This is a genomic window from Polycyclovorans algicola TG408, from assembly GCF_000711245.1.
Classification (GTDB): domain Bacteria; phylum Pseudomonadota; class Gammaproteobacteria; order Nevskiales; family Nevskiaceae; genus Polycyclovorans; species Polycyclovorans algicola.
This window is the reverse complement of record NZ_JOMH01000001.1, coordinates 2,304,917-2,325,033: the sequence shown is the minus strand read 5'-3', so window position 1 is coordinate 2,325,033 and position 20,117 is coordinate 2,304,917. Positions and strand designations below refer to the sequence as shown.

The following is a 20,117-nucleotide window of genomic DNA, read 5'->3' as shown; positions in this document are numbered from 1 at the left end:
GGAGCGTCGAAACCTCCGCGCCTTGCGGCGCGCCCTCTCCCCTACCCCCTCTCCCGCATGCGGGAGAGGGGAACTACTGCGTCGCTCGCTCCGGCCACCGCCGCCCCGGCGCGTCGTCCTGAAAACAGGCAATCGGCAATCGACAGCCCGCTGACATAGCCATTCGACGCCACGCCCACCGCCGAGCGGCCTGCGGCGTAGAGGCCGGGGATGGCAACGCCGTCGGCGTTGAGCACGGCGCCGCTCTGCTCGTTCACCTTCAGGCCGCCCAGCGTGATGGTCGGACACGGAAAGGTCTTACTGTTGGCCGAGATGTCGAGCGCATAGAACGGCGGCGTATCGAGGGGTGCACACATGTCAGGCGACTTGCCGAGTGCATCGGCCGCACGGCGACGCTGATCTGCGGTGTACGCCTCGATCGTTGCGAGCAGCGCCTCGGCGGGCAGTCCGAGTTTGTCGGCCAGCGCCTCGGGCGTTTTGCCGCGCGGCGCAAACAACATCTGAAAAAACGCCGGCACGCTCTGGAAAAACCACAGCTTGCCGAACAGCGCTTCCTTCATCGCCACCTTGCGCAGCGCACGGTCCAGCACCAGCCACGCCCGACCGCCGTGGCCTTCCACCATCGCCACGCCGAGGGTCGCGCCGTAGACCTGCTCATTGCAGAAACGCTGGCCCTCACGGTTGACCACCACGCCTTTCGGCCAGGCGGTCGGCGGGTTGATGAAGCGCCACGCCGAGCCCTTCTCCATGCGTGTGGGCACGCCGCCAACCGAAGTCCCCAGGCGGATGCCTGCACCGTCGCAGCCGGTCGCGCCCAGGCGCATGGCCTCTGAATATTTCGGGGCATGCTCGGCCACCATGGCGCGGTTGAAGATGAAACCCCCGGTGGCGAGCACCACGCCGCGGGTGGCGCGCACGTTAATGGGCTGGGCATTCGCCAGCTCCAGCGCCCGGGCCCGGCCGCGCAGTTTGTCGGCATAGGCCCCCGCAACGTTGTGCCATTTTTCGGCCTTGACCATCAGCGTGCGGTGTTGCCGCGCCGCCGTCGAGCCTTCGGGCAAGCGCCAGACTTCCACGCCCAGTACTGCACCGGTTGCGTCGGTGATCAGCCGTCGCACGCCCGCCTGCCGCCAGACGGCGGCACCGCGCGCCAGCACCTGCTCGGCGAGGATGCGGTACAGCTCGCGGCCGGAATCGATGCCCGGCGCCTTAACGCGATGTCCCCGTGGCGCCGGTTTGGAGACCGCGGCACGGACCGGAACACCCTCGTTGCCGGAGTAATACAGATACACGCCGTTGCGTGGATATGAAGTCTTGGGCGGATTCGGGTGCGAGGCAAAGGGAACACCCAAGCCTTCGAGCCAGGCAAAGAGTTCCAGCGAGCCGTCACAGAATTGTTTCAGGGTGACGGCACTGATGGCCGTCCCACACTCTTCGCGGAGGTAATTGAACATGGCCTCGGGCGTGTCGTCGTACCCGGCTTCTTTCTGCAGGCGCGTACCGCCGCCCAGGTACACCACACCGCCGCTCTTGATGGTCGCGCCACCGCCGTCAAAGCGTTCCAGCACCAGCACGTCAATGTTGTGCTCGCGTGCCGAAAGCGCTGCTGCCGCCCCGGCCGCGCCGAGGCCTACGACTACCATCTCGCGCGTCTCCTGCCAGCCGATGTCGCCGGCCGACGCCACCTGCAGCGGCGGCAGCACGTCCAGCGTGCCGTCGGCGGACGGAGCAGATGCAGAGGAGCGCGTCATGCGGGACCCAACTTGGAATGGTTCCCGAATTATTGGCATTGGCCCGGATGCATCTTCGTCTAATGGGGTGAGGGGTCGCAAAAGGCGAGTGCCAGTGGCACTCGCGCGACCCCGAACGCCCGGGCAAGGAGGTCCGGGCCGGGGGTCAATTCAGCATTGAGGTCGCGCCATGGATGGCAGCCATGATGTTGCTCAGTTCACCGCCAGTGGCACGCGCAGCGACCCCGAACGCCGGGGCAAAGAGGTCCGGGCCGGGGGTGAATCGAGCGATGAGGTCGCGCCATGGATGGCGATCGCCATGGGGTTCAGTTCACCGCCAGTGGCACGCGCCGCAACACCTAACGCGGCCACACACCCGCCCCTGTACGCATTCGTCCGTTGGGGTGAAGCGATTAGGGGAGGCCGTGCTGATAATCCGGACACACCAAAAAAGGCATCACAACATGACCGCCCCACAATCACTGGCCTACATCGTGGCCGAGAGCAGCGACCTCTCAAAGTGGCAGCACTACGGCGAGCAAATGCTCGGTATGCAGACGCACATCAGTGCCGACGGCCTGCACCTGAAAATGGACGCGCGCGATCATCGCATTGCCGTGATCACAGGTGATCAGGACCGCTATGTGGCGTCCGGATGGGAGATGGGCAGTGACGCCGATTTTGACGCCGCCGTGAACGCATTGAACGCTGCCGGCGTGGCCACCACCGAGGCCGACGGCAGCGCGCGCGGCTTCACCCGCATGGTGCGGTTCAGCGACCCGGCGGGCAACGCGCACGAGCTGGTCACCGGCTATGTCGGCAAGACCACGCCGTTCCAGTCGCCTATCGGTGTGGCGGGTTTCAAGACGGGCATCTACGGCATGGGACACACCGTGCTGCCTGCCCCGGCGGATTTCGATGCCACGCTGAAACTGTTCAAGGATGTGCTCGGCATGGGCCTGTCCGACGTGTTCAATTTTCAGCCCGGCCCGGACGCGCCGGTGATGCGCATCTACTTTCTGCACGGCGCCAGCGGCCGCCACCACAGCCTGGCACTGGCCGAAATGCCGCACCCCGCGGGCTGCGTGCACGTGATGGTCGAAGTCGATCACATCACCGATGTGGGCAAGGCCCATGACCGCCGGGAGAAGCTGGATATCAAGATGATGGCGACCCTGGGGGAGCACGAGAACGACCGCATGACCTCGTTCTACATGCTCACACCATCCAACTTTGCGCTCGAATATGGCTGGGGCGGTATCGAGGTCGATCCCGCCACCTGGCAGACCACGCACACCAAGCAGGTCTCGATCTGGGGTCATGATTTCTCGGTCGGGTTCCAGTAAGTGAAATTCGACAAGACCCAAAACGCGGCAGACGTCGTCGCCGAGCTACGCGACGGCATGACCATCGGCATCGGCGGCTGGGGCCCGCGCCGCAAGCCGATGGCGCTGGTGCGCGAAATCCTCAAATCCGACCTCAAGGATCTGACCGTCGTCGGCTACGGCGGCACCGACATGGGCATGCTCTGTGCGGCCGGCAAAGTGAAGAAGCTCATCTACGGCTTCGTCTCGCTGGACTTCATCCCGCTGGAGCCGTTTTTCCGCAAGGCGCGCGAGGCCGGTAGCCTCGAGGCGCTGGAACTCGACGAAGGCCAGTTGCACTGGGGCCTGCGTGCTGCGGCAATGCGTCTGCCGTTTCTGCCCACCCGCGTGGGCCTGGCCACCGACCAGATCGCCAAGATTGACCCCTGCCTGCGCACCGTGACCTCCCCCTACGCCGACGGTGAAGTGTTGCTGGCGATGCCCGCGCTGAAGTTGGACGTGGCGCTGCTGCACGTGCACCGCGCAGACCGCCTGGGCAACACCCGGCTGTACAGCCCCGACCCCTTCTTCGACGAATGGTTTGCCCGCGCCGCGGATCGCAGCTTCGTGAGTTGTGAAGATCTGGTGGACCAGATGGCCTCCGACGAGGCCGATGCCAAGTGCAACCCCTTCGAGCGCAACCTCGTCACCGGGGTGGTGCACACACCCGGCGGTGCGCACCCCACCTCGCACGTGCCCAGCTACGGCTGGGATGCCGCGCACCTGAAGCGCTATTGCGCGGCGGCTGAAACGGACGACGGCTGGCAACAGTACGCCGCCGAGTTTCTGCACGGTGACGAGGCCGCCTACCAGCAGGCCATTGGCGGCGTTGACGCCATCCTGAAGCTTCCCCGGCAGGTGTTTTGATGATGAGCATCGCTCGCCAGATGTCCCCTCTCCCACTCGTGGGAGAGGGTGCCCCGAAGGGGTGGGAGAGGGCGCGCCGCAGGCGCGTTGACCTTCGGCCGCGCATCCGGCCCCCTTCGGGAGCCGCCCTCTTCCCCATCCCCTCTCCCGCCTGCGGGAGAGGGGTGCTCATCCGCTGTGCCTTGCCATGACCACGAACTTCACCCTCGCCGAACTGCTGATCTGCGCCTGTGCCGATGTATGGGCGAAGGAAGGCGAAGTGTTGGCCACCGGTATCGGCATCATTCCGCGCATTGCCCAGGGCCTGGCCAAACTCACGCACAGCCCGCAGTTGATGATCACCGACGGCGAGGCCTATCTGGTCGAAACGCCCGTGGTGATTGGCGCCAAGAACCACGAAGGCCGCAGCTATGGCGGCTGGATGCCCTACTCACGCGTCTTCGACAACCTGTGGGGCGGACGCCGCCACGCGCTGGTCGGCCCGGTTCAGGTCGACCGCTGGGGTCAGGCCAACCTGTCGTGCATCGGCAACTTCGAAAAGCCCAAGCGGCAGATGCTGGGCTTGCGCGGCTTTCCCGGCAACAGCATCAATCACGCGAACTCCATGTTCGTGCCCAACCACGGACCGCGCGTTTTCGTGGAAGGTGAAGTCGACCTGGTCTGCTCGGTGGGCTACAAGCCGGAGCGCTGGCCGACCGGCATCAAGCAGGACTTTATGCGGATTCACCATATCGTCACTGACCTGTGCGTGATGGATTTCGGCGGCCCGGACCACGCCGTGCGCGTGATTCGTCTGCACCCCGGCATCTCCTTTGAACAGGTGCAGGCTGCCACCGGCTTTCCGCTGATTGCGGCACCGGAGATGCGCGAAACCGACCACCCGACCGACGAGCAGCTCGCCGTCATTCGCGCACTCGATCCGAAGGACGTGCGTAGCCGGCAGCTCAAGGACGATCCACCAGGAGTGCGCTCGTGAAGGCAGGGGCTTGGGCCTTTCTTCCCTCTCCCGCAGGCGGGAGAGGGTCGAACGTATACGTTCGACAGGGAGAGGGCTGGTACGCGCAGCGTGCCGGAGCAGGTTTCAAAGACACCCCCCTCTCCCTGGCCCTCTCCCCCCGCACGGGGGGAGAGGGGAAAGTAAGGGTGCCCCTCTCATCCCGGAAAGGTGGAGAGGGAATGTTCATGGGGAGCCAGTCATGAGCGATCTCACCGAACCCCAAAAGGTCGACATCACCTACGAAACCGACGAGCCGGTGCTCTACCGGGTGGAAGACGGTGCGGCATGGATCACCATGAACCGGCCGAAGTTCCACAACGTGCAGAACTCGCAGATGACCTATGCGCTGGACGCCGCCTTCCAGCGCGCCGTCAACGACGACACGGTCAAAGTCATCGTGCTGGCGGGCAGCGGCAAACACTTCTCGGCGGGGCACGACATCGGCACGCCGGGCCGCGACCTGCACAAGACCTTCGAGCGCAAGCATCTGCTGCCGGATCACACCAACAAGCCGGGCGCCGAACTGCTCTACACCCGCGAGCAGGAGGTCTACCTCAACATGTGCCGCCGCTGGCGCGACGTGCCCAAGCCCACCATCGCCATGGTGCAAGGCGCCTGCATCGCGGGCGGCCTGATGCTGGCCTGGGTGTGCGACCTGATCGTCGCCAGCGACGACGCCTTCTTTCAGGACCCGGTGCAGCGCATGGGCATTCCCGGCGTGGAGTACTTCGCCCACGCCTTCGAGCTGCCGCCGCGGGTCGCCAAGGAATTTCTGCTGCTGGGCGAGCGCATGAGCGCCGAGCGCGCCTACAACTTCGGCATGGTCAACCGCATCGTGCCGCGAGATGGGTTGCAGGCTGAAGTGCAATCCATGATTGACAACCTGAAGCAAAAGGGCCGTCTCGGTCTGTGGCTGACCAAGCAGGCGGTCAACCACGTCGAAGAGCTGCGCGGCAAGCGCACGGCCATGGACGCGGTGTTCCACATGCACCACTTCGCCCACGCGCAAAGTGACCTGATCATGGGCAATTCACTGGGCGGCCAGAACGCCAAGTCCATGGCGGCCGGCAACAAAAAGCAGGGCACGGCCGAATGAACGCCGATCAGGCGTCTACCGATTCCCTCTCCCGCCCTGCGGGAGAGGGGGGACCGCTTGCCGCGCAAGCGGTGGGAGAGGGCCGAGGCCCACAGGCCTCGGCGGCGCTGCACACCGTGCTCTGCGACCGGCTCGGCTGCCGCTACCCCATCGTGCAGACCGCGATGGGCTGGATTGCAGATGCCAAGCTGGTCACCGCCACCAGCAAGGCCGGCGGCTTCGGCTTTCTCGCGGGTGCGGTGATGAGCACCGACGAACTACGGCGGGAAATCGCCAGGATTCGCAACGACTGCGATGCCCTTTTCGGCGTCAACTTCCACATGTTTCAGCCCAATGCCCGCGAGGTGATTGAGGTCATTCTCGAAAACGCCGATCGCGTTCGCGCCGTGAGCTATGGCCGCGGGCCGGACGCCAAGAGCATTCAACGTTTCAAGGACGCTGGCGTGCTGTGCATGCCGACCGTGGGCGCGTTGAAGCACGCGCAGAAGGCCGTGGAGCTGGGCGCCGACATCATCACCGTGCAGGGCGGAGAAGGCGGCGGGCATACCGGCGCGGCGCCCACCTCGCTGTTGCTGCCGCAGGTGCTCGACGCCGTGAGCGTGCCAGTGGTCGCCGCTGGCGGCTTCCACAGCGGTCGCGGCCTCGCTGCTGCATTGGCTTACGGCGCCGTCGGCATCGCCATGGGCACACGCTTTCTGATGACCGCCGAATCACCCGTGCCGGCAGAAACCCTCAAGCGCTACGTTGCAGTAAAAGACCCCGGCCAGATCCGCGCCTCGACCGCGGTGGATGGCCTGCCACAGCGCATGATCGACAACCCCACCCTGATGCGCCTGGAGCGCGGTGGCCTGCTGCGGCGGCTGATCGTGGCGCTGACCAGCGCTTGGCAGCTGCGCGCGCAAAACGGCATGACCCTCGCCCACATGGCACGCACTTTTTTCGCGGCGCTGAAAGAAGGCGACAGCGCCATCACCACGATGATGGCCGCCAGCGCGCCGATGCTGATCCAACGCGCCATTGTTGAAGGCAAGCCGGATGAAGGCGTGTTGCCTTCGGGCCAGGTGGCAGCGGTCATCAACCGGTTGCCGCCGGTGGCGGAGGTGATTGGCGAGATCGTGCGGGAAGCCGAAGCCCGGCTCGCGGCGTTGGTCGAAAACCGCGTCCCCTCTCCCGCAGGCGGGAGAGGGTGGCCCGAAGGGTCGGGAGAGGGCGCGCCGAAGGCGCGTGCGGCCTCGGCGTCGCACGCCGGCACCCTTCGGGCGCCGCCCTCTCCCCCAGCCCCTCTCCCGACTGCGGGAGAGGGGATCACTGCTGCCGCTCTTCGCACGGCGACTGCACCGAAGGATCGTCCATGACCCACGGATTCCACACCCAGATCAGCAACGGCATCGCCGAAATCGTCCTCGACCGACCGCCCGTCAACGCCCTCAACGACGCCGGTTGGCACGCGCTCGCCGATGAAATCATCCGCGTTGGCAACGACCCCGAGGCCCGCGTCATCGTGCTGCGCGGTGAAGGCCGTGGCTTCTGCGCCGGCGTCGATATCAAAGAGCTGGACAAGGAGCCCGAACGCATCGTCTCGGTGAATCGCGGCAATTACCGCAGCTTTGAAGCTGTTCACCGTAATCCGCTGCCGGTGATCGTCGCCGTGCAAGGCTTCGTGCTGGGCGGCGGCATTGGGCTTGCGGGCGCCGCCGACATTGTCGTCGCCAGCGACTGCGCCACCTTTGGGGTGCCCGAGGTCGACCGTGGCGCCATGGGTGGCGGCGCCCACCTGCAGCGCCTGTTCCCGGTGCAGAAGGTGCGCATGATGTACTTCACCGGCGAGCCGATCACCGCCACCGAAGCCCATCGCCTCGGCGCGGTCGAGCGCGTGGTGAGCAAGTCCGAACTGCGCGATGCCGCGCTGGCCATCGCCGCGACCATCGCCAAGAAAAGCAGCGCCATGATCAAGCTGGCGAAGGAATCGCTCAACGGCATCGAGGACGGCAACCTTGAAGCCAAATACCGCTGGGAGCAGGGCTTCACCCTGCAGGCCTACAGCGAGAAGGACTCCGCGGAAACCCGCCGTGCCTTTGTCGAGAAGCGTGATGCCAATTTTTAAGTACGAATGGACCCTCGTTAGAACCGTCATTCCCGCGAAGGCGGGAATCCAGCACAGCGCGCTCATCGTGTTGCCGCTGAGTCCCCGACCAGGGAAAAGCTGGATCCCCGCCTTCGCGGGGATGACGTCTTCAGGCAGTGCTTTCACAGAGGAAATGATGCGGTGAGACTGGACTACACCACCAAACAGAACGCCTTCCGCACCGAAGTCCGCGAGTGGATGGCCAAGCACGTTCCGGCGCAGCCGCTGCCGAGCTTCGACACAGCCGAAGGCTTTGAGGCGCATCGCGCCTGGGAGCGCACGCTCAACAAGGCCCGCTTCAGCGCCGTCACCTGGCCGCGCCATCTCGGGGGTCGCGAGCTGGACCTCATCGAATGGCTGATTTTTGAAGAGGAGTACTGGGCTCACCAAGCGCCATTACGGGTCAACCAGAACGGCATCTTCCTGCTGGCCCCCACGCTGATGGAGTACGGCACCGAAGACCAGAAACAGCGCTTCCTGCCGCGCATGGCGGCGGGCGAAGACATCTGGGCACAGGGCTGGTCAGAGTCCGGCGCCGGGTCCGACATGGCGGCGATTCGCTGCAAGGCGATTCGTGACGGGGATGATTACGTCATCAACGGCCAGAAGATCTGGTCCACCCGCGCCGTCTGGGCCGACTGGCTGTTCGGCCTGTTCCGCAGCGATCCGCAATCCACCCGGCATCACGGCCTCAGCTTCGTGCTGCTGCCGCTGAATCTGCCGGGCATCACCGTGCGGCCCATCAAACAACTCAACGGCCTCAGTGGCTTCGCCGAAATCTTCTTCGACGACGTGCGCGTGCCGGTGGACAACCGCCTGGGCGACGAAGGCGAAGGCTGGAAAATCTGCATGGCCACCGCCGGCTTCGAGCGCGGCCTCATGCTGCGCTCCCCCGCCCGCTTTCAACAAACCGCGCGCCAACTGGTTGCACTCTACAAACAGCACCAAGCCGAAGCCGATGCCGACCCCGCCATTCGCGACGCGGTACTGAAAAGCTGGATGCACGCCGAGGCCTACGCCCTGGCCACCTATCGCACCGCCAGCCGTCTGGCCAAGGGCGGCCAGATTGGTGCCGAGTCAAGCACCAACAAAATCTTCTGGTCTGAGCTGGACCTGCTGATGCACGACACCGCCATGAGCCTGCTCGGCGCCCGTGCTGAACTGATGGCGCATGCGCCAGATGCCGGGGATGTGGGGCATTGGCTGGATGGCTTCCTGTTTGCACAGGCGGGGCCGATTTATGCGGGGACCAATGAGATTCAGCGGAACATCATTGCGGAGCGGATGTTGGGGTTGCCGAGGGCATGAGGGAGCGTTATGCCATGCCTTTTGCCGTCATTCCCGCGCAGGCGGGAATCCAGCTTTTGAATGTGGGGCCTGATCGGGCGGTGATGGATTCCGGCGTGCGCCGGAATGACGGCGGTCTCTGGATTGGGCCGCGTAGCGAAATCGCACCGGCGCTTTTCGGCCTGCGGGCCGACATACTTTTCTTTGCTCGTGCAAAGAAAATGTATGCAAAAGAAAGCACGCCCGACGCTCGCGCCGGCTACGCCGGTTCCCGGCTTTGGGAGAGTGCTCGGGGTCGTGCCCACGCGACATCCTGTCGCGACGGCACTTTCGCGGACGTCCTGTCCGCTCAACCCCTGCGCGCCCTCCCAAATCCGGCGCTCACGACGGGGGAGGAACAGCCAAGCGTCACTACCCGGAAGCACTGCTGGCCTTATCAACCCACGGTCGATGCGCCGCCCGCTTTTGACTCGCCCTCCCCTTGCGAGGTGCCGACCGAAGGGCTGAGCGCAGGGGATGCGAGGCATGGATGCCGAGCAAGCGGCGTCGCGACAGGATGTCGTGTCGCCGCGTGCCCCGAGCACGGCCCTTCGGGCGGGGCCCGACGCTACGCGTCGGCACCGAGCGGGGGCGTGCTTTCTTTTGGTTACTTTTCTTTGCACGAGCAAAGAAAAGTGACTCGCCCGCAAGGCGAAAAAGGCCGGTGCGATCTCGCACCAAAGCCCAATCAGGCACCCAACTCAACAACCACCCCAAAACCTAGGTGCAATCGGGAGCCCCAACAGGGGAGCAAGTAATGGACTTCACCTTCACCACCGAACAACTCGCCCTCCGCGAAGCCATCCGCAAATTCCTCGTCGTCGAGGCCGCCCCCGAGCTGCTCCGCGAAATCTGGGAAACCACCCGCACCGGGCGTTCTGCAGACCTGCGCGCCAAGCTTGCCGATCAGGGCCTCACGGCGCTGTCGGTGCCCGAGGCCCACGGTGGCATCGGGCTGGGCGATGTCGACTGGGTGCAGGTGCATCAGGAGCTCGGCTACCACGGCATTCCGGACTCCCTTACCGACACCGCCTATGTGGCGGTGGGGCTGATCAATGCCCTGCCCGGCGCCGAGGGCTTCAAGGGCAAATGGCTGCCGCTGATTGCCGAGGGCAAGGCCCGCGTGGCGGTGGGTCATCCCATCAACCCGCTGGTGGCAGATGCTGAGGCGGCCGACCTGCTGTTGATGTGGCACGACGACGAAGTGCATGCGCTGGCGCAGTACGACATCACCACGCGCGTCAACGCCAGCATCGATCTGTCGCGCCGCCTCTATCACGTGGACTGGACACCGTCCGACGCCACCCGCATCTGCACCGCCAAAGTTGGTAAACCGCTGTGGGAGACCCTCACCCAGCGCGCCAGCCTCGCGGTGGCGGCCCATCTGCTGGGACTGTCCCAGCGGATGATGGATCTGGGTGTGGACTACGCGGCGCAGCGCAAGCAATTCGGCAAGCCCATCGGCAGCCAGCAGGCGGTGAAGCATGCAATGGCCGACATTGCCGTAAAAATCGAGTTTGCCGAGCCCGTGGTCTATCGTGCCGCTGCGGCCCTGTCGCGTCACAAGCCGGACGCAGCCATCCATGTCGCACATGCACGCCTGGCTACAGGCGAAGCCGCGCGTCTGGCGGCGCGTAACAGCCTTCAGACGCACGGCGCGATGGGCTACACCTGGGAGGCCGACCTGCAGATGTTCATGAAACGCGCCTGGGCACTGGACGCCACCTGGGGCAGCCGCGCCCGGCAGAAAGCCCGCATTGCCGATCACATTCTCGCCGACGGTGCCGCCCTCGGCCCGCAACACACCTTCAACTAACGGACACCCCCATGGCCGAAGCCTATATCGTCGACGCCCTGCGCACCGCCACCGGCAAGCGCAAGGGCAGCCTCGCTCACCTGCATGGCGCCGACCTCGGCGCCCATGCCCTCAAAGCGCTGGTCGCTCGCAACGCGATTCCCGCTGAAGACTATGACGACGTCATCTTCGGTTGTCTGGACGCCATCGGCCCGCTGGCCGGCAACATCGCCCGCACTGCGTGGCTGGCGGCCGGACTGCCCCTGCACGTACCGGGCGTGACCATCGACCGTCAGTGCGGCAGTTCGCAGCAGGCCGTGCACTTCGCCGCCCAGGCGGTGATGAGCGGCACGCAGGACGTGGTGATCGCCGGCGGCCTGCAAACGATGACGCAGATCCCCATTTCGTCGGCCATGCTCTGCGCCAAACCGCTGGGCTTCGATGACCCGTTCTCCGGTTCCACCGGTTGGGTGGCGCGCTTCGGCAAGGAGCCGGTGTCGCAGTTCGTCGGTGCGCAGATGATTGCCGACAAATGGAAGATCAGCCGCGAAGCAATGGAGGTGTTCTCGCTGGAATCGCACCGCCGCGCGCGCCAGGCACAGGCCGAAGGCCGCTTTGATCGCGAGATCATCGAGTGCGCCGGGCTCATCGCCGACGAAACCGTCCGCGACACCACCCTGGAAAAGATGGCGACGCTGGAGCCGCTGGCCCCCGGCGGCACCATCACCGCCGGCGTGTCGAGCCAGACGGGCGATGCCAGCTCGGCGATGCTGATCGTCAGCGAGCGGGCCCTGAAACGCTACAACCTGACGCCGCGCGCACGCATTCACCACCTCAGCGTCTACAGCGATGACCCCATCTTCATGCTCACCGCGCCCATCCCGGCCACTGCCCAGGCGATGAAGAAGTCGGGCATGTCGCTGAGTGACATCGACTTGGTCGAGATCAACGAAGCCTTTGCCCCGGTGGTGATGTCGTGGCTGATGGAAACCGGCTATCCGCACGAGAAGACCAACGTCAACGGCGGCGCGATTGCGCTGGCCCATCCGCTGGGCGCCACCGGCACCAAGCTGATGACCACCCTGCTGCACGAGCTGGAACGCACCAAGGGCCGTTACGGCCTGCAGACCATGTGTGAAGGCGGCGGCGTGGCCAACGTGACGATTATTGAGAGGCTGTAATTCGCTTATTTCCCCTCTCCCACTTGTGGGAGAGGGGTCAGGGGAGAGGGCGCGCGAAGTGACCTTGCCCCCGAAAAGCGTATCCCTTGCTGAGTGGTTCAATTCAAGTAAGGAGAACGGAAATGACGAAGACGACGAGGGCGCGTTACACGCTCGAATTCAAGCAAGAGGCGGTGCGGCTGGTCGAGGGTGGCCAGAGCATTGCGGCGGTGGCCAGGACCTTGGGTGTGGTTGAACAGACGCTGCACAACTGGGTCAAGGCGCACCGGCTGGGAAAGCTCAGCGGCGCTGACAGCAAGCGCGTGAGCGCCGAGCAGATGGAGATCAGCCGACTGCGAGCCGAGCTGGCGCGCGTCAAGATGGAGCGCGACATCCTGGGAAAAGCGACGGCGTACTTCGCGAAAGGTGCGAAGTGAAGTACGCCTTCATCCAACGCCACCGGCGCGTATGGCCGATCTCGGTGCAGTGCCGGGTACTGGGTGTCAGCGTGAGCGGGTATCACGAACACTTCGTTCGCCGGGCAAGCGCTGCGCAGCGCCGCCATCTGAGCGACGACGCGCTGCTCGTGCATATCAAGGCGATCCATGCCGAGACCCGTGGCGGCTATGGCTGGCCGCGCACTTGGAAGGAGCTGCCAGCACGCGGAATTCGTGTTGGCAAGGAGCGGGTACAGAAACTCATGCAGCTGCACGGCATTCGTGCCAAGGGAAAGCGGCGCTTCAAGGTCACCACCGACAGCAATCACGATCTGCCGATCTCGCCCAACCTGCTCAACCGCGAGTTCATCGTGGCCGAGCCCGACAAGGTGTGGGCGGGCGACATTACATACATCGCCACCGACGAGGGCTGGCTGTTCCTGGCCGTAGTGATCGACCTGTTCAGCCGCCAGGTGGTGGGCTGGGCACTGCGGCAGGACATGACGCGCGACATCGTCATCGACGCGCTGCGCATGGCCTGGTTCAAGCGCCATCCGGGCAAGCAGACTGGGCTGATCTTCCACAGCGACCGGGGCAGCCAGTACGCCAGCAACGACTTCAGAGAAGTCTTGAAGGACTACGGCATCACAAGCTCAATGAGCAGGCGCGGCAACTGTTGGGACAACGCCTGCAGCGAGACAGTGTTCGGGTCGCTCAAGGTGGAGCGGCTGCACGGGCAACGCTTCGAAACCCGCCGCCATGCAATGGACGAGACCATCGCCTGGCTGCTCTGGTACAACAGCACCCGGCTGCACTCGACGCTGGCCTATCTCAGCCCGATGCAGTTCGAACAAAACTGGCTAGCGGCTCTGCCCAAACAAGCCAGCTCATGACCTCAGTTATGGGGTACGGATTCCAGGGGCAAGGTCAAAGCGCGGTGGACTTTGCCGCACATCCCGGCCCCATTCGGGGCCGCCCTCTCCCTCGATCCCTCTCCCGCCTGCGGGAGAGGGAAGCACAACAACACGGAGTGAACATGGGCATCTGCACCAACCGCAACATCATCGTCACCGGCGCTGGCGCCGGCCTTGGCCGGGCGTATGCCCATGCACTCGCCGCCGAAGGCGCGGGCGTGCTGGTCAACGACATTCGCCGCGACGCCACCGAGGCCGTGGTGGCCGAGATTATCGCCGCCGGTGGAAAGGCCGTCGCCAACAGCGACGACATCACCACCATGAGCGGCGCCGCCAGCATCGTGGCCGACACCGTTGCTGCGTTCGGCGACGTGCACGGCGTGGTCAACAACGCGGGCATCGTGCGCGACCGCATGTTTGCGTCGATGAGCGAGGACGAGTGGGATGGGGTGATCAAGGTCCACCTCAAGGGCCATTTCTGCATCGCCAATACGCTGGTCAAGCGCTGGCGCGACCAGGTCAAGGAAACCGGCCAGCGGGTGTCCGGCCGCATCATCAACACCAGCTCCGGCGCGGGCTTACAGGGCAACATCGGCCAGAGCAACTACTCCGCGGCCAAGGCGGGCATCGCCTCGTTGACCCTGGTGCAGGCCGCCGAGCTGGGCCGCTACGGCATCACCGCCAACGCGTTGGCACCCGCGGCCCGCACGCAAATGACCGAAGGTCCGTTCGGTGAGGTGATGAAGCCGCCCGCCGACGGCAGCTTTGACCACTACGCACCCGAAAACGTCGCGCCGCTGGTGGTGTGGTTGTGCAGCGAGGCCTCGGCTGAATGCAGCGGCAAGGTGTTCGAGGTGGAAGGCGGCAAACTCTCCATCGCCAGTGGCTGGAAAGGCGGCGCCGTCACCGACAAGAAGGCCCGCTGGCAACCGGCCGAGCTGGGCGACGTGGTGGCCCGATTGATCGCAGAGGCGCCCCCCGCGCAGAAGGTCTATGGCACCTGACGGCTCCGCTACCGCGTCGGCGCAGGCACCGACCACGGCCCAGGGCTATCGCTACTGGGTCGATGAAAACGTGCGCTTTGGTGATCTCGATCTACTGGGTCACGTCAATAACCGCAGCTATCTCGACTATGCCGAGAGCGTACGGGCGCCGTTCCTGAGCGCCATCGGCCTGTGGACCGTGGGCCGTGTCGAGCAGAGCGTGCTCGCGCATGTCGAGATCGACTTTCTGCACGAGCTGCACTATCCCAACCGACTGCGGCTCGGGGCATCGGTGCTGAGTGTAGGCAATACCTCTTTCAGCCTGGCGCACGGCGTGTTCTGCAACGACGTTTGCACCGGCACCATCAGCGCGCGGTTGGTCTGGATCGACACCCGCAGCCGCCGTCCGATTCCCCTCGGACTGGCCGAGCGCGAGGCCTTGATGGCCTGGCGTGTACCGACGGTCTAGCCATGCTTAACGACGACCAGCAGATGATCCGCGATGCGGCCGAGACCTTTCTCGCCGACGTCAGCCACTCGGCAGCGATCCGCAGCGCCATGGACAGCGCGCCGGGTTACGACCCCAGCGTCTGGTCGCGCATCGGCGCCGAGCTGGGCTGGTGCGGGATTGGCGTGGACGAAGCACATAGTGGGCTGGGCCTGGGCGTCATGGAGCTGGCCTTGGTGCAGGAGCAGGCCGGTCGTCATTTGCTCAGCGGTCCGTTCTTCGCGACCGGCTGCGTGGCGGCAACCGTGCTGCGTCACTGCGGGGATCAAGCGGCCATGACGCAATGGTTGCCGCGCATTGCCGAGGGGACCACCCGCTTTGCGGTACCCCTCAACGGGCTTGAGCCGGAGTGGGAGCATGAAGCACGACGGCTGCGCGCCACGCCGGACGGCAACGCCTGGCGCCTCACCGGCGAAGCGCTGCGCCTCAGCGATGCCGCGCAGGCCGATCACCTGCTGCTGCTCGCGCAACTGCCTGACGATAGCCCTGCCCTGTTCATCGTTGCCGCCGACGCAGCGCGCATCGCCATCACCCCGCGTCGAAGCTGGGACGCGACCCGCCGCTTTGCCGATGTGGTGCTCTGCAATGCCCCCGTGCTGATGCGTGTGGATGATCCGGATCGCCTGTCTGCCGGCCTGATCACCACCGCCGCATGGCTGCGCATTTGCCTGGCCGCCGAACTGCTCGGCGTGGCGCAACAGTGCCTGGACCTGACGGTGGCCTACGTGGCCACCCGCAAGCAATTTGGCCGTGCCGTGGGCGGCTTCCAGGCCGTCAAGCATCGCTGCGCCGAGATGATGGTGCGCGTCGAATCATTGCGCTCGGCCGTGTATGGCGTGGCGCAGCGCGCGGGCGGCAGCGCGTCGCCCGAAGCCCTGCACCGTGAAGGCATGATGGTCAAAGCTTGGGCCACCGACACCGCGTTTTACTGCGCGCAGGAGGCCATCCAACTGCACGGCGGCGTGGGCTTCACCTGGGAATATGATCCACAGCTCTACTTCAAACGCGCCCAGGCGGCGCAGCACTGGATGGGCACGCCCGACGAACTGCGGGAGGTGCTGGCTGACGAACTGCTCGATACCGACGCCTTGCCTGCACCGGGCGGCGAACCCAGCACCGAAGAAGCCAATGACGACCGCGCATTCCGCGCCGACGTGAACGCGTGGATGCAGGCGCATCTGAGCGGACCGTTTGCCGATCTACAGCATCGCGGCGGCCCCGGCGATGAGGAACACGCGCCTGCCCTACGCAAGGACTGGGAGCGCGAACTCGCCAAAGGCGGCTGGACCTGCGTGGGCTGGCCCCGTGCCCACGGCGGCCGCGAACTCAGCATCCAACAGCAGGTGATCTTCCACGAGGAATACGCCCGTGCCGGTGGCCCCGGCCGCATGGGGCACATCGGCGAAGGGCTGATCGGCCCGGCCATCATCGCCTACGGCACGCCCGAGCAGCAGCAACGTTTCCTGCCCGACATAGTGGCGGGACGCACGTACTGGGCACAGGGCTATTCCGAGCCCAGCGCCGGGTCTGATCTGGCCAACGTGCAGACCAAGGCGGTGCTCGGCGAAGACGGCCGCTGGCGCGTCAGCGGCCAGAAAATCTGGACCTCGCTGGCCCATGAGTCGGACTGGATTTTCGTGCTGGCGCGAAGCGAGCCAGGCAGCAAGGGCAACAAGGGGCTGATCTTCCTGCTGATGAAGCTGGACCAGCCCGGCATCGACATACGCCCCATCCGCCAGATCAGCGGCGGCTGCGAATTCAACGAAGTGTTCTTCGACGAAGCGATCTGCGAGGCCGGCGACGTGCTGGGCGCGCCCGGAGATGGCTGGAAGGTCGCCATGGGTCTGCTGGAGATCGAACGCGGCGTCTCCACCCTGGGTCAGCAGATGCACTTTGCCTTTGAGCTTGAAACCGTGGTCGCCGCCGCCAAACGCAGCGGTCGCATCTGCCAACCCGCCATGCGCAGCCGCATCGCTCAGGCCTGGATGGGCTTGGTGGTGATGCGCGACAACGCCCTGCGCATGCTCGCGGACGGCAGCGAACTCGGCCTGCGCCGCGAAGCGCTGATCTACAAATACTACTGGTCCAACTGGCACCGTGATCTGGGCAAACTGGCGATGGACGTACTGGGGCCGGAGGGGAGTTTCATCAGCGATGACCCGGTGACCCGGCCGCTGCAGCAACTGTTCTTCTTCTCGCGGGCGGACACGATTTATGCCGGGACCAATGAGATTCAGTTGAATTTGATTGCGGAGCGGGGATTGGGAATGCCGCGGGAAGTGCGGCCCACGAGCTGATGGGCATTGATGCCATGCGGGCGCTGGACGTCGCCGCACGGATTGCTTGCGGGCGTGAAGCGCGAGCGAGGCTGGCTGTTCCTTCTCCCGCAGGCGGGAGAAGGTGCCCCGAAGGGGCGGATGAGGGCGCGCGTAGCGCGGGGAGTTGGGCAGGTTCGCGTACTGCCATCCCTACGCAGGCCGGAACCCAGCTTTTGGGCGCACGAACTGATCGGACGGGTATGGATACCGGCATTCGCCGGCATGACGGATCGCTCTCGATTGACCGGCACTGCGAAATCGCACCGGCGTTTTTCGGCCTGCGGGCCGACATACTTTTCTTTGCTCGTGCAAAGAAAATGTATGCAAAAGAAAGCACGCCCGACGCTCGCGCCGGCTACGCCGGTTCCCGGCTTTGGGAGAGTGCTCGGGGTCGTGCCCACGCGACATCCTGTCGCGACGGCACTTTCGCGGACGTCCTGTCCGCTCAACCCCTGCGCGCCCTCCCAAATCCGGCGCTCACGACGGGGGAGGAACAGCCAAGCGTCACTACCCGGAAGCACTGCTGGCCTTATCAACCCACGGTCGATGCGCCGCCCGCTTTTGACTCGCCCTCCCCTTGCGAGGTGCCGACCGAAGGGCTGAGCGCAGGGGATGCGAGGCATGGATGCCGAGCAAGCGGCGTCGCGACAGGATGTCGTGTCGCCGCGTGCCCCGAGCACGGCCCTTCGGGCGGGGCCCGACGCTACGCGTCGGCACCGAGCGGGGGCGTGCTTTCTTTTGGTTACTTTTCTTTGCACGAGCAAAGAAAAGTGACTCGCCCGCAAGGCGAAAAAGGCCGGTGCGATTTCGCTACGCAGCTCAATCCAGAGAAAATCGTCATACCGGCGAATGCCGGTATCCATATCGGCTCGATCAGCCATTACACCCAAAAACTGGATTCCGGCCTGCGCCGGAATGACGGGTTCGGGGTCAGGCAATGAAACCCCACACGGCAGTGTGCGCACGCCGAAGTAACGACCTAACGCGCACCCCCAAAACAGAAACAAGGGAACACCCATGATGCCTCCCCCCACCCAAATCCCCCCCCACGGCCTGCTGAAAGGAAAATCCATCCTCCTCACCGCCGCCGCCGGTGGCGGCATCGGCTTCGCCACCGCCCAGCGCTGCATCGAGGAGGGCGCCCGCGCGGTGTTCGTGTCCGACGCCCACCCGCGCCGTACCGGCGAGGCGGCCGAGGCGCTGAAGGCCCTGGCGCCGGAGGTTTGCGCGGTGTTCCACCAGGTCTGCAACGTCACGCAGGAAAGCGACGTGCAGGCCCTGGTCGATGCGGCCGAAGCGCAGATGGGCGGCGTGGATGTGTTGATCAACAACGCCGGTCTGGGCGGCAGCAAGCGCGTGGTCGACATGGAAGACGACGAGTGGCAGCGCGTGCTGGACGTGACGCTGACCGGCACCTTCCGCATGACCCGGGCCATGCTGAAGAAGATGCAGCCGCGCGGCTTTGGCGCCATCGTCAACAATGCCTCGGTGCTGGGCTGGCGGGCACAGAAGGAGCAGGCGCACTACGCCGCCGCCAAAGCCGGCGTGATGGCGCTGACGCGGTGCTCGGCGCTGGAAGCCGCAGACTTCGGCATCCGCATCAATGCGGTATCGCCGTCCATCGTGTTTCACGATCACCTGCGCAAGACGGCGCCCGAAAGCCTGCTCAACGAACTGGCCAGCCGCGAGGCCTTTGGCCGTGGCGCCGAGGCGTTCGAGATTGCCAACATCATGGTGTTTCTGGCCTCGGACTACGCCTCCTATCTGGTGGGCGAGGTCATTTCTGCATCCAGCCAACGCGCCTGACGGCGCGCCCTCTCCCCCAGCCCCTCTCCCGCCTGCGGGAGAGGGGAGAAAAATGCTTCCCTCTCCCACTTGTGGGAGAGGGTGCCCCGAAGGGGCGGGAGAGGGCGGACGCAACGCGTCCGAGCACCCGTTCAAATTAATTGGAGCCACACAATGAAACCCATCTTCGAATCCACCGAAAGCCTGCTGGCCGCCGTGGGCCAAACCCTGGGCAGCAGCGACTGGCTGACCATGACCCAGGACCGTATCAACACCTTTGCCGACGCCACCGATGACCATCAGTGGATTCATGTCGATCCGGTCAAGGCCAAGGAAGGTCCGTTCGGTGCCTGCATCGCGCACGGTTACCTCACGCTGTCGCTGGTCTCGCGCTTTCTGCCTGAGATTCTGGAAGTGACCATGAAAATGGGCGTGAACTACGGCTGCGACAAGGTGCGCTTTCCCGCGCCGGTGCCGGTCAACAGCCGCATTCGCGGCGTCGGTCAACTGGTGGCGGCCGAGGTCACCAAGGACGGCGGGGTGCAGGCGACCATCCGCGTTACCGTGGAGATCGAGGGCAGCGAGCGCCCGGCCTGCGTGGCCGACACCATTTCCCGCTACTACTTTTGAGTGAAGTGCCGTCCGAGACGACGACTTAGCCTCCAGACCGGATTGGTTCACCGGCCAATCCCCTTTTCATGTTCGCGGCTCA

16 protein-coding genes and 2 pseudogenes are annotated in these 20,117 nt (G+C 65.2%); 17 read left to right on the top strand and 1 reads right to left on the bottom strand.

The genetic code is table 11. The annotated features are described in order from the left end of the window. Positions 1-41 precede the first annotated feature (41 nt). A complete protein-coding gene (locus U741_RS0111145) occupies positions 42-1,751 on the bottom strand; it encodes an FAD-binding protein (RefSeq protein ID WP_029890551.1) in 1,710 nt (569 codons plus the stop codon). Between the two features lie 443 nt (positions 1,752-2,194). Between U741_RS0111145 and U741_RS0111140 the strand changes: the two genes are divergently transcribed. From U741_RS0111140 to U741_RS0111065, 17 genes and pseudogenes are all read left to right on the top strand, one after another. Continuing rightward, positions 2,195-3,076, top strand: coding sequence for a VOC family protein (locus U741_RS0111140; RefSeq protein ID WP_029890550.1), 882 nt, complete (start codon positions 2,195-2,197; stop codon positions 3,074-3,076). After that, positions 3,077-3,961 carry a CoA transferase subunit A gene (locus U741_RS0111135; RefSeq protein ID WP_029890549.1) on the top strand — a complete coding sequence of 295 codons (885 nt, stop codon included), beginning with the start codon at positions 3,077-3,079 and terminating at the stop codon, positions 3,959-3,961. A gap of 187 nt (positions 3,962-4,148) precedes the next feature. After that, positions 4,149-4,937, top strand: a complete 789-nt coding sequence (locus U741_RS0111130) for a CoA-transferase subunit beta (protein ID WP_029890548.1) — start codon at positions 4,149-4,151, stop codon at positions 4,935-4,937. Positions 4,938-5,157: 220 nt separating this feature from the next. Next, complete coding sequence (locus tag U741_RS0111125) at positions 5,158-6,054, top strand: enoyl-CoA hydratase (protein WP_029890547.1); 897 nt, start codon at positions 5,158-5,160, stop codon at positions 6,052-6,054. A 71-nt stretch (positions 6,055-6,125) separates the two neighbouring features. Continuing rightward, positions 6,126-7,214 (top strand): annotated as a pseudogene (locus tag U741_RS0111120) (NAD(P)H-dependent flavin oxidoreductase); the annotation flags it as partial. A 191-nt stretch (positions 7,215-7,405) separates the two neighbouring features. After that, a complete protein-coding gene (locus tag U741_RS0111115; RefSeq protein ID WP_029890545.1) occupies positions 7,406-8,158 on the top strand; it encodes an enoyl-CoA hydratase family protein in 753 nt (250 codons plus the stop codon). 162 nt (positions 8,159-8,320) lie between these two features. Continuing rightward, a complete protein-coding gene (locus tag U741_RS0111110; RefSeq protein WP_029890544.1) occupies positions 8,321-9,487 on the top strand; it encodes an acyl-CoA dehydrogenase family protein in 1,167 nt (388 codons plus the stop codon). Between the two features lie 775 nt (positions 9,488-10,262). Continuing rightward, on the top strand, positions 10,263-11,321 hold the full coding sequence (locus U741_RS0111105) for an acyl-CoA dehydrogenase family protein (RefSeq protein WP_029890543.1): 1,059 nt from the start codon (positions 10,263-10,265) through the stop codon (positions 11,319-11,321). 11 nt (positions 11,322-11,332) lie between these two features. After that, on the top strand, positions 11,333-12,481 hold the full coding sequence (locus U741_RS0111100) for an acetyl-CoA C-acetyltransferase (protein ID WP_029890542.1): 1,149 nt from the start codon (positions 11,333-11,335) through the stop codon (positions 12,479-12,481). Between the two features lie 122 nt (positions 12,482-12,603). Then, positions 12,604-13,790 (top strand): IS3 family transposase gene (locus U741_RS0111090; protein WP_152551495.1). Its coding sequence is split into 2 segments (ribosomal slippage): positions 12,604-12,859 and positions 12,859-13,790, totalling 1,188 coding nucleotides; the frame shifts between segments, so codons are not numbered across the junction. Between the two features lie 143 nt (positions 13,791-13,933). Continuing rightward, a complete protein-coding gene (locus U741_RS0111085) occupies positions 13,934-14,815 on the top strand; it encodes an SDR family oxidoreductase (protein ID WP_029890541.1) in 882 nt (293 codons plus the stop codon). Then, a complete protein-coding gene (locus U741_RS17820) occupies positions 14,805-15,263 on the top strand; it encodes an acyl-CoA thioesterase (protein ID WP_052378718.1) in 459 nt (152 codons plus the stop codon). The genes U741_RS0111085 and U741_RS17820 overlap by 11 nt, the downstream gene beginning before the upstream one ends. A gap of 2 nt (positions 15,264-15,265) precedes the next feature. Beyond that, positions 15,266-16,363, top strand: a pseudogene (locus U741_RS19990) (acyl-CoA dehydrogenase family protein); the annotation flags it as partial. 27 nt (positions 16,364-16,390) lie between these two features. Continuing rightward, positions 16,391-17,599 carry an acyl-CoA dehydrogenase family protein gene (locus U741_RS19985; RefSeq protein ID WP_366504372.1) on the top strand — a complete coding sequence of 403 codons (1,209 nt, stop codon included), beginning with the start codon at positions 16,391-16,393 and terminating at the stop codon, positions 17,597-17,599. A gap of 221 nt (positions 17,600-17,820) precedes the next feature. Further along, positions 17,821-18,561, top strand: coding sequence for a hypothetical protein (locus U741_RS19230; protein WP_152551575.1), 741 nt, complete (start codon positions 17,821-17,823; stop codon positions 18,559-18,561). A 76-nt stretch (positions 18,562-18,637) separates the two neighbouring features. Beyond that, positions 18,638-19,426: an SDR family oxidoreductase gene (locus U741_RS0111070; RefSeq protein ID WP_029890538.1), complete on the top strand. Its 789-nt coding sequence runs from the start codon at positions 18,638-18,640 to the stop codon at positions 19,424-19,426. 153 nt (positions 19,427-19,579) lie between these two features. Then, positions 19,580-20,035, top strand: a complete 456-nt coding sequence (locus U741_RS0111065) for a MaoC family dehydratase (RefSeq protein WP_029890537.1) — start codon at positions 19,580-19,582, stop codon at positions 20,033-20,035. Positions 20,036-20,117 lie beyond the last annotated feature (82 nt).